Source organism: Paraburkholderia phymatum, assembly GCF_038900715.1.
Classification (GTDB): Bacteria; Pseudomonadota; Gammaproteobacteria; order Burkholderiales; family Burkholderiaceae; genus Paraburkholderia; species Paraburkholderia phymatum_A.
In genome coordinates this window covers 23,489-33,365 of sequence record NZ_JAYMRZ010000044.1, presented here as the reverse complement: position 1 = coordinate 33,365, position 9,877 = coordinate 23,489, and the positions used below count along the sequence as shown (strand labels likewise).

The following is a 9,877-nucleotide window of genomic DNA, read 5'->3' as shown; positions in this document are numbered from 1 at the left end:
CAGCAGCAGTAACAGCAGCAGTAACAGCAGCAGTAACAGCAGCAGTAACAGCAGCAGTAACAGCAGCAGTAACAGCAGCAGTAACAGCAGCAGTAACAGCAGCAGTAACAGCAGCAGTAACAGCAGCGGTAACAGCAGCGGTAACAGCAGCGGTAACAGCAGCAGTGCGAAGAACGTGAGGCCGTCCCGCTGCGCGATGCGCTGGCGGGCGAGCCGCGGGTCAAGCCGGGCGCAACGTATCGCCTACGTCGTGCCCGCACCGGGTGACGGCGCGCGCATCGTCGCGTGTCGTACTTTCAACCATAGAGGAGACTTGTAGATGATCAAACCGAAACTGATCGGCGCGGCGCTCGGACTGAGCCTGGCGTTGGGATTTTCCACGGGTGCATGGGCCGACGTTCCGTATGTCGCGCTGGTGTCGAAGGGGTTTCAGCACCAGTACTGGCAAGCCGTGAAGAAAGGTGCGGAAAAGGCGGGGCAGGACTTGCACGTGAAGGTGTCGTTCGAGGGCCCTGAGACGGAGGCGATGGTCGACAAGCAGATCGACATTCTCTCGGCGACGCTCGCACGCAAGCCGTCCGCAATCGGTCTCGCGGCGCTCGACAGCCAGGCCGCGACGCCGCTGCTGAAAAAGGCGCAGGCCGCGAAGATTCCCGTGATCGGATTCGATTCGGGTGTCGACAGCGACATTCCGCTTTCGACGGCCGCAACCGACAACAAGGCGGCAGCGGCCGTCGCAGCGGACAAGATGGCCGCGCTGATCGGCAACGAGGGTGAAGTCGCCGTCGTGGCGCACGACCAGACGAGCCGCACGGGCATCGACCGTCGCGATGGCTTCGTCGAGCGCATCAAGGCGAAGTATCCGAAGATCAAGGTCGTCACGGTTCAGTACGGCGGCGGAGACCAGTTGAAATCGACGGACATCACGAAGTCGATCATCACCGCGCATCCGCATCTTAAGGGCATCTTCGGCACGAACGAAGGTTCGGCGATCGGCGTCGTCAACGGTGCCCGCGAAATGAAGATGACCGGCAAGATCGTGCTGGTCGGCTTCGATTCGGGCGAGAAGCAACTCGACGCGATCCGCAGCGGCGACGAAGCGGGGGCCGTCACGCAGAATCCGATCGGCATCGGCTACGACACGGTCCAGGCGGCCGTCGAGGCGCTTCAGGGCAAGAAGCTGCCCAAGCGCATCGACACGGGCTTCTACTGGTACGACAAGGGCAACATCGACGATCCGAAGATCGCGGCTGTTCTCTACAAGTGATGTGCGGTTAGCTCGCGGCGGCCGGTGGCGATGCATGTCGGCCGTCGCGAGCGCTGCAACTCGCCACGCCTGCGAGATGCATTGCGCGTGAATGCAGATTCCCGCGCGCGCCTAGTGCGTAGGCGCCGCGCGCGCCCGTCCGCGATGCACGCCGTCGGTACTCGGCGGCACGCGGCGCTCAACGTGGCGCTGACCGTTCCCGTGACTGTTGCGCCGCGTTCGCGCACCACCGACGGCCGCAACGGGATCGGCGGGCGTGTCCGCCGCCGTGCTCGATGCGACCGGCTCGTCGTGGGCAGGCGGTTGCGGCACGGGCGGCAACTCGCTGCTTCGCTCCAGTTCGGCCGTGACTTCCGCGCGCGCATGCGGCAAATACTGCGGATAGTGATTCTGGATGAAACAGAGCAGTCGTTCGCGCACGCGGCAGCGCAAGTCCCAGTTGAGTCCCGAATCCATCGAGCTGACCAGCACGCGCAACTGCAATGCGCGCTCGGACGCATCCGTCGCCTGCAGCACCTGAACGCTGCCGTCCCATTCGGGTGCTTCTTTTAGCAGCCGTCCCAGTTCTTCGCGCAGCGGCGCGAGCGGCATGCGGTAATCGACGTAGAGAAACACCGTGCCGATGATCTGCGAGCTGCTGCGCGTCCAGTTGGTGAACGGATGCTCGATGAACCACTGGAGCGGCACGACCAGCCGCCGCATGTCCCACAGACGCACCGACACGTACGTGCCCGTGATTTCCTCGATGCGCCCCCACTCGTTCTCGATCACGACGACGTCGTCGAGCCGGATCGGCTGCGAGAGCGCGATCTGTAGTCCCGCGATCAGATTGCCGAGCACCGGACGCGCCGCGATCCCGGCGACCAGTCCCGCGACCCCCGCCGACGCAAGCAGGCTCGCGCCGATCTGTCGCACGGCGGGGAACATCATCAGCGCGCCGCCGACGCCGACGATCACGATCACCACCATCACCGAGCGCGCGAGCACGCGCGCCTGCGTGTGGATACGACGTGCCTGGAGATTGTCGGCGGTATCGAGCGGATGCGCGTGGATGATCGCCTCGCCGATCGACGCGGCGAGGCGCATGGCCAGCCATGTAACGGTTGCGATCAGCACGAAAGCCGCGACGTCGCGCAACGGGACGATGTAGCGCAGCGTGTCGGGCGCTTCCCAGAACACGAACAAGAGCCCCAGCACCATCAGCAGCACGCGCGTCGGCACGTCGATATGCGCCAGCACGATGGTCGCGAGCGGGTAGGGGCGCGCAATGCGCGTGACGATGCGCGCGCCGATACGTTGAACGGCGAGCGCAATGGCCATCGCGATGACCGACACGACGGCGCCGCCGGGCCAGGAATGCATCGGCGCATCCACGATGCGCTCGATGTCGTCGAAGGAAATCATCAATGCAATGTCCTCGTCTTCTCTTCGTAGCGGAAGAACGGGAGACAGTTCCCGACAGCGATGTCGATTGCCGCGCATCGCGGTAGCGTGCGATGCGGGCTGCATGAAACGGCTGCAACGCTGCCGGCAAACCGCGAACACTCGTCGCTCTTCAGCGTCATGTCGGTTCGCACAAACTGTGCCGCATCTTGCGACGCGGGCGTTACCGCACACTGCATGCGGCGGCAACGATCAGGCCATTTGCGGAACAGGAGGCGTAGCGCGATCCGAAGCTCAACGCGCGGGGACGTGCGATTCGCGCGGCGGCTCGCGCATCTCGTCCATCAGCCGGATCACTTCGCCGCGCACCCAGCGGTTCGCCTGATCCTGCTCGCCGCTGCGATGCCAGTACAGGTGCCATTCGAGCTTCGCAAGCGGAAACGGCAGTTCGAGAATGCGCGCGTCGTAGCGCTGCACGAGCTGCACGGGCGCGGTGAGCGCGAGATCGGTGCGCAGCGCGATCAGCGGCGCGACCATGTAGTGCTGCACACGCATCTGCAACTGCCGGCGCTTGCCGAGCTTGTGAAGCTCGGCGTCGACGAGCCCGCTGCCCTGGCGGCGGCTCGATACCTGGATGTGGCCGAGCGCGAGATAGTCGTCCATCGTCAGCGTGTCGCCCGCGAATGGATGATCGTGGCGCAGCATGCATGCGTAGCGGTCGCTGCCGAGCGGCGACTGATGCAGTTGCGGATCGTCGATGAGCGGCACGTCGATTGCGAAATCGATCTTGCCTGCCGCGAGCGCGGCGGCCACTTCGCTGCGCGGCGTGAAATAGCTTTCGATACGCATGCCCGGCGCCTGTTGCTGCAACACTTCGCCGAGCGCGGGCAGCAGGATCGCTTCCATCAGGTCGGGCATGCTGAGGCGAAACGTGCGCTCCGACGCGGCGGGCACGAACACATCGCCTTCCGTCGCGCTCGTCTCCAGCAATTGCAGCGCTTCGCGCACCCGGCCGATGATGTTTTCCGAAAGCGGCGTAGGCACCATGCCCGACGGCGTGCTGACGAAGAGGGGATCGTCGAACGCCTTGCGCATGCGCGCGAGCGCGTTGCTGACGGCGGGCTGCGTGATGAACAGCATCTCTGCCGCGCGCGTCAGGTTGCGCTTGTCGTAGATCGCTTCGAATACGACGAACAGGTTCAGATCGAGCTTCGGTGGACGCATCGCACAGTCTCCTTTCGCCCGACATCATAAGCGACGGGTGGCCGGCGATGCGTCCGCTCGCAGCGCTGCAAAGGTCAGTCGCGCGGCGGCACGTTCAGATACGCGGCGGACGCGCCCAACGTCTCCTTGCTCGCCTTGATCTCCATGCGCGCAATGGCTTGCAGATGCACTTCGTCGGGACCGTCCGCGTAACGCAGCGCGCGGCCCCAGGTCCAGTGATCGGCGAGCGGCGTATCGGGGCTCACGCCCATCGCGCCGAACACCTGCATCGCGCGGTCGCAGACGGTCGTATGCAGTTGCGGAATCAGCGCCTTGATCATCGAGATTTCCTTGCGCGCCGCCTTCGCGCCCACTTCGTCGATGAGCCACGCGGTCTTCAGCACGAGCAGCCGCGCCTGATCGATTTCGATGCGCGACTTCGCGATCCATTCGCCGACTGTGCCGTGCTGATGCAGGTACTTGCCGAACGTCTTGCGTTCCTGCGCGCGCTCGATCATCAGTTCGAGCGCGAGTTCCGCCGCGCCGATCGAGCGCATGCAGTGATGTATGCGCCCCGGCCCGAGCCGCGCCTGCGCGAGCGCGAAGCCGCCGCCTTCTTCGCCAAGCAGGTTCGATGCGGGGACGCGCACGTTCGTGAACGTAACCTCGCAATGTCCTTCCGGCGAAATGTGGTTCAGCACGGGAATGTTGCGCACGATCTTGACGCCCGGCGTATCGGCGGGCACGAGAATCATGCTTTGCTGCCGATGGCTTTCCGCATCCGGATCGGTCTTGCCCATCACGATGAAGATCTTGCAGTTCGGATGCGCGGCATTCGTGATGAACCACTTGCGTCCGTTGATCACATAATCGTCGCCGTCGCGGCGGATCGACGTCGTGATGTTCGTCGCGTCCGACGAAGGCACGTCCGGCTCCGTCATCGCGAACGCGGAGCGGATCGTGCCTTCGAGCAGCGGAACGAGCCACTGCTCGCGTTGCGCGGGCGTCGCGAACATGTGCAGCAGTTCCATGTTGCCGGTGTCGGGCGCATTGCAGTTGAAGACCTCGGACGCCCACGAAATGCGCCCCATGATCTCCGCGAGCGGCGCGTATTCGAGGTTCGTCAGGCGCGTGCCGGGCTCGTCGTCCTTCAGATGCGGCAGGAACAGATTCCACAGGCCTTCGGCCTTTGCTCCCGCCTTCAGCTCTTCGATGAACGAGACAGGGTAGCGGCCCGCGTGCACTTCATCGAGCCATTGACGCTGACGCGGCACGATGTGCTCGTCCATGAATGCGCGCACGCGGCGGCGCAAGTCTTCAACCTTGGGGCTGTAGCCGAAATTCATGATGTGTGTCCTTTGAGTGTCCCTTGCATCTTCTTTGCGTGGGCTAGATCGTCAGGCCGCCGTCGACGACGATGCATTCGCCGTTCGTATAGCTCGCCGCGTCGGACACGAGATACAGCACCGTGCCCGCCATTTCGTGCGGCTCGCCGTGACGGCGCAACGGGATGTTGCTGATCCAGTGGTCGTAGATGTCCTTGTTCTCGAACAGCGCACCCGCGAACTTCGTTTTCGTGAGACCGGGCAGCAGCGCGTTCACGCGGATGCCGAGCGGCCCGCATTCCTTCGCGAACGCTCTCGTCATGTTGACGACGGCCGCCTTCGTGATCGAGTAGATGCCTTGCATGTCGCCGGGCTGCAACGCGTTGACGGACGCCGTGTTAACGATCGCGCCGCGTCCTTGCTCTTTCATCAGCTTGCCCGCTTCAACCGACATGAAGAAGTACCCGCGCACGTTCACTTCGACGGTCTTGTTGTACGCGGCGAGGTCCGTGTCGAGGATATGCCCGAAGTACGGATTGGCCGCCGCGTTGTTCACGAGGATGTCGAGCCGCCCGTGTTTTTCGCGGATATGCGCGAACGTCGCGGCGATGTCCTCCATGCGGCCGACGTGACACGCGAGCGCTTCGGCGCGGCCGCCCGCATCGCGTATGCTCGCCGCCACCTGCTCGCACTCGTCGATCTTGCGGCTCGATACGATCACATGCGCGCCCTGTTCGGCGAGCAGCTTCGCGATCGCTTCGCCGATGCCGCGGCTTGCGCCCGTTACGAGCGCGATGCGGCCCGTGAGGTCGAAAAGGTTCGTGCTCATAGGTGTCTCCTTCGTGTCTTTATCGGTGAACGGGATGAATGCGATGAACGGCTAGGCGATCAGCCCGGCGCCGAGTTGCGCGAGCGGCTCGACCATCGCGCCGACGTCATGCGCCTGCGCGCTCGACGCATTGCCTTGCAGCGCGCGCGCCTTCACGCCCTGCGCAATCGAAGCGAGCCGGAAGAAGCTGAACGCGAGAAAGAACGGCCAGTTGTCGATCGCGGGCAGGCCGCGCAGCGCGCAGTATCGCGCGACGATCTCTTCCTCTTCGGGCACGCCGAGCGCCGCGCGGTCCTGGCCGCGCAGCCCCGGAATATGGCCGTCCGACGGCAGGCGCAGGCACATGCAGAAGTACGCGAGATCGGCGAGCGGATGGCCGAGCGTCGACAGTTCCCAGTCGAGAATCGCGCGCACGCGTGGCGCGTCGTTCGCGAAGATCAGGTTGTCGATGCGAAAGTCGCCGTGAACGAGGGACGGGCGCATGTCGGGTGTATCGGCGGGACAGTGCGCGGGCAGCCAGTCGATCAGCGCTTCCATCGCCGCGATGCGTTCCGTTTCGGCGGCGCGGTATTGCTTCGTCCATACGCCGATCTGACGCTCGAAGTAGTTGCCGGCGCGTCCGTAGTCGCCGAGCCCCACCGCTTGCGGATCGACGTCGTGCAGCGCCGCGAGCGTCTGCACGATAGCCGCGTAATAGCCGCGCCGAGCGTCGCGGTCGACTTCGGGCAGCGCGGGGTTCCAGAAGACGCGGCCTTCCTCGTAGCTCATCAGATAGAACATGCTGCCGATCACGTCGCGGTCCTCGCACAGATGCAACGCGCGCGCGACGGGCACGGGCGTGTCGGCGAGCGCGCGCAGCACGCGATATTCGCGGTCGACTGCATGCGCCGACTTGAGCAGTTGTCCGGGCGGCTGCCGGCGCAGCACAAAGCGCTCGCCTTGCGCTTCGACGAGCCAGGTCGGATTGGACTGGCCGCCTGCAAATTTCGTCGCGCTCATGGGGCCGCGAAAGCCCGCGATGTGCTGCGCCAGATAGTGCGTAAGCCGCTCGATCTCGAGCGTGGTGTCGTGTCGATCGCGAGTCATGTCGTTCGATGCGTTGCTCGTAGGCTAACCGTAGGTCTGAAAAGCGCGGCGCTGCGGATCGTCGAGATGGCCGATGCCATTGAAGCTCGACAGCTGCAGCGCGTCGCGATTGAAGAAGAAGTGGCTGACGCTGCTATTGCGGATCTGCATGTTGAGCGCGATGGCCGTCTCGGCGGGCGCGTGCAAGGTCTGCTGCGTCAGCGCGGCGATCACGCCGCCCGAGCTGACCACCAGCACGCGCTGTCCGCCGCCGTGCTGGATCGCGGCGCGCGCATCGGCGACGCGTCGCTGGAAGGCGCTCCACGTTTCGGGCGCGCAGTCATCGAGCGCGCCTTCTGCCCACAGATGCAGCACCTGGCGCAGCGCCTTGAAGTAATCGCGCGCGCTTCGGGTCGCGCGTTCGGCGAGATCGGCGTGCTCGTCGCCGAGCGCGCGAAAGAGCGCGTGGAAATCGTATTCGTCGAGACCCGGGTGGACCTCGCATTCGACAGGCGGCGCACCCAGGCCGCGCCAGATCGCGTCGACGGTTTGCGCGTGGCGCCGCAGCGTGCCCGACATCACGCGATCGAACGCGATGTCGCGCTGCGCGAAGTATTCGCCGAGCCAGATGCCTTGCTGTTCGCCAGTCGCCGAGAGCCGGTCGTAGTCGTCCGCGCCCAGCGACGCCTGGCCGTGCCGTACCAGATAGAGTTCCGCCATCGCTTGCTTCGCCTTGCAGAAGGTGAGGCCAGCATAGCGGCGTGTCGCGCATTCCTGAAGTTTATTTGATGAATCTGATGCTATTCATCGTGATGATGCGTGTGCGCAACTAACTGTCAGTCGCTATACGCTCCCGCCTTCGCCGCGGCGCGCGTTCGGCGACGCGTCTCGCGCTCCTTCCGCGAGACGCGCCAAATGCCATCAACATCCGGCGCGTAGACCGTTCAGCGGTTGCCGTCAAGCAGGTCGTTCAGCAGCGTATCGAACTCGGCTTGCGCATCTTCGAGTTCCTGTAGCGCGGCGTCGAACGTCTGAAGCGCCATCTGTGACGGCCGGCCGCTGCCGGCCGGAGGGAATTGCGATTGCAGCGCGGCGAACGCGGTTTGCACCTGCTTCGTCGCGTTCAGGACGCGCTCCATCGCGCGGGTTTCTTCGGCTCGCGCCGCTTCGTGATCCATGCTCATGCTCCGTGATTCGTTTGTGCCGCGATGGCGAGGCGCCCACTATGCCACGAGTTCGCGACGCGTCGCCGGGCCGTTCGCGATGATCGCGTCTTGGCGATGCGTCGTCAGAGTAGCGGCAAGCCGCCGTTGGCCTTCACTTCGCGCAACGACAGCGACGATTCCACCGACGTCACGCCCGGCAGGCTGCGCAACTCGTCGCGCATGAACGTGCCGTAATCGTCGAGGTCGCGCGCGACCACCTGGAGGATATAGTCCGCGCTGCCGGATACGTTGTGACACGACAGGATGCGCGGGATCGCGAGAATCTCGCGCTCGAAGCGCGTCGCCGTCGCGCGATCGTGCACGGCGAAGCGCACGTACACGAAGGCGACGACGCCGAGCCCCAGCGCCGGACGCGACAGCACCGCGCGATAGCGCTCGATCGTGCCATCGCTTTCGAGCCGCTTGAGCCGTCGTGCGCACGGCGTTTCGCTGAGCCCGACCGTTTCGGCGAGCTTCGCATTCGACATCCGGCCATCCGATTGCAAGGCCGCGAGGATCGCGAGGTCTGTTTTGTCGAGGTCGTTCATGTTGGGTGAAATGCCGTTGAAGATTTTAGAAGTTTAGGGTGTTCCGCTAATTATTGGCGTGATCAGACCGAAAATCGCCAGCATTCGCTAGCGGGGTGAAGGCATCATGAACGCATTCAAACGTGAGGTCGTCATGGTTTCCGCTCATCTTCTGGTCATGTATGTGGCCGCGCTCGTCGTGGTCTTTGCGCTGCCCGGTCCGGACATGGCGCTCGTGCTTCAGACGAGCATCGGCCGCGGCGCGCGCAACGGTTTCGCGGCCGCCGCCGGACTCGGCATTTCGCGCGCGACGCACGTGACGCTGTCCGCATGCGGCGTCGCCGCGCTGCTGCGCAACGCGCCGTGGCTGTACGAAGTCGTGCGCTATGGCGGCGCGATCTATCTGGCGTGGGTGGCCGTGCAGATTTTCCGCTCGCCCGTGTTCGCGATGCCGACGGATGGCGCCCAGACTGGCGGAAGCTGTCCGCTGCGATCGGCGTTCGCCAAGGGGCTGCTGACGAACCTGCTGAATCCGAAGGCGCTTCTGTTCTGCTCGGTGCTGCTGCCGCAATTCGTGCGTCCGGAGGCGGGGCACGTCGCGTGGCAGGTGCTCGAACTGGGTGTCGTGCTGGTGGCGATCGGCGCGTGTTTCGATGCCGCCTATGCTGTCGGCGCCGCGCGCATCTCCGGCTGGGTGCGCTCGCATCCGCTTGCGCAGACGCTGCAGCGCTGGACGTTTTCTGCGGCGCTGATCGGCTTCGCCGTGCGGCTGTCGCTCGACTGAGCGGCAGCCGCCGCGCGCGGTTCCTGCCTACTTGCGAATCATCGCCGCACGCTCCGACTTCTGGTCGATGACCTTGCGGCGATGCTTGTCCTTCATCTTCTTCCACCCTTTGCATTCTTCGCGGGTGCGCAGGCAGCCCAGGCAATAACCGGTGTTGCTGTCGAACTTGCAGACGTCGATACAGGGCGATTTGACACTCATGCTGGCTTGCTCGTGACAGGTGGAGGGCGGGGAGCGACGACTGTCGCACGGCGCTCCGGGCAAGGGCAAAGTGATTGTGTTAATAAGA

General features: G+C 64.6%; 11 protein-coding genes. 2 read left to right on the top strand and 9 right to left on the bottom strand.

The window, feature by feature from the left end; translation table 11 throughout:
* The first annotated feature begins 319 nt into the window (after positions 1 to 319).
* Positions 320 to 1,267 carry an ABC transporter substrate-binding protein gene (locus VSR68_RS41175; RefSeq protein ID WP_342945163.1) on the top strand — a complete coding sequence of 316 codons (948 nt, stop codon included), beginning with the start codon at positions 320 to 322 and terminating at the stop codon, positions 1,265 to 1,267.
* 111 nt (positions 1,268 to 1,378) lie between these two features.
* On the opposite strand, the gene VSR68_RS41170 is transcribed toward VSR68_RS41175, so the two are convergent.
* The 8 genes from VSR68_RS41170 to VSR68_RS41135 form a co-directional block, all read right to left on the bottom strand.
* Positions 1,379 to 2,671, bottom strand: a complete 1,293-nt coding sequence (locus tag VSR68_RS41170) for a mechanosensitive ion channel family protein (RefSeq protein WP_342945162.1) — start codon at positions 2,669 to 2,671, stop codon at positions 1,379 to 1,381.
* Positions 2,672 to 2,944: 273 nt separating this feature from the next.
* Complete coding sequence (locus tag VSR68_RS41165) at positions 2,945 to 3,874, bottom strand: LysR family transcriptional regulator (protein ID WP_342945161.1); 930 nt, start codon at positions 3,872 to 3,874, stop codon at positions 2,945 to 2,947.
* 74 nt (positions 3,875 to 3,948) lie between these two features.
* Positions 3,949 to 5,199, bottom strand: coding sequence for an acyl-CoA dehydrogenase family protein (locus tag VSR68_RS41160; protein ID WP_342945160.1), 1,251 nt, complete (start codon positions 5,197 to 5,199; stop codon positions 3,949 to 3,951).
* A gap of 43 nt (positions 5,200 to 5,242) precedes the next feature.
* Positions 5,243 to 6,007: an SDR family oxidoreductase gene (locus VSR68_RS41155; protein ID WP_342945159.1), complete on the bottom strand. Its 765-nt coding sequence runs from the start codon at positions 6,005 to 6,007 to the stop codon at positions 5,243 to 5,245.
* Positions 6,008 to 6,058: 51 nt separating this feature from the next.
* Positions 6,059 to 7,093, bottom strand: coding sequence for a phosphotransferase (locus VSR68_RS41150; RefSeq protein ID WP_342945158.1), 1,035 nt, complete (start codon positions 7,091 to 7,093; stop codon positions 6,059 to 6,061).
* 24 nt (positions 7,094 to 7,117) lie between these two features.
* Positions 7,118 to 7,792 (bottom strand): histidine phosphatase family protein, encoded by a 675-nt coding sequence (locus VSR68_RS41145; RefSeq protein WP_342945157.1) that lies wholly within the window; start codon positions 7,790 to 7,792, stop codon positions 7,118 to 7,120.
* A gap of 224 nt (positions 7,793 to 8,016) precedes the next feature.
* The gene (locus tag VSR68_RS41140) at positions 8,017 to 8,250 is read right to left on the bottom strand and encodes a hypothetical protein (protein ID WP_342932188.1); all 234 of its coding nucleotides are present in this window, start codon (positions 8,248 to 8,250) and stop codon (positions 8,017 to 8,019) included.
* 110 nt (positions 8,251 to 8,360) lie between these two features.
* Positions 8,361 to 8,825: an Lrp/AsnC family transcriptional regulator gene (locus VSR68_RS41135; RefSeq protein WP_342945156.1), complete on the bottom strand. Its 465-nt coding sequence runs from the start codon at positions 8,823 to 8,825 to the stop codon at positions 8,361 to 8,363.
* Positions 8,826 to 8,958: 133 nt separating this feature from the next.
* On the opposite strand from VSR68_RS41135, the gene VSR68_RS41130 reads away from it, so the two are divergent.
* Positions 8,959 to 9,588, top strand: a complete 630-nt coding sequence (locus tag VSR68_RS41130; protein WP_342945165.1) for a LysE family translocator — start codon at positions 8,959 to 8,961, stop codon at positions 9,586 to 9,588.
* Positions 9,589 to 9,615: 27 nt separating this feature from the next.
* On the opposite strand, the gene VSR68_RS41125 is transcribed toward VSR68_RS41130, so the two are convergent.
* Positions 9,616 to 9,789, bottom strand: a complete 174-nt coding sequence (locus VSR68_RS41125; protein ID WP_342945155.1) for a DUF1289 domain-containing protein — start codon at positions 9,787 to 9,789, stop codon at positions 9,616 to 9,618.
* Between the last annotated feature and the right edge of the window lie 88 nt (positions 9,790 to 9,877).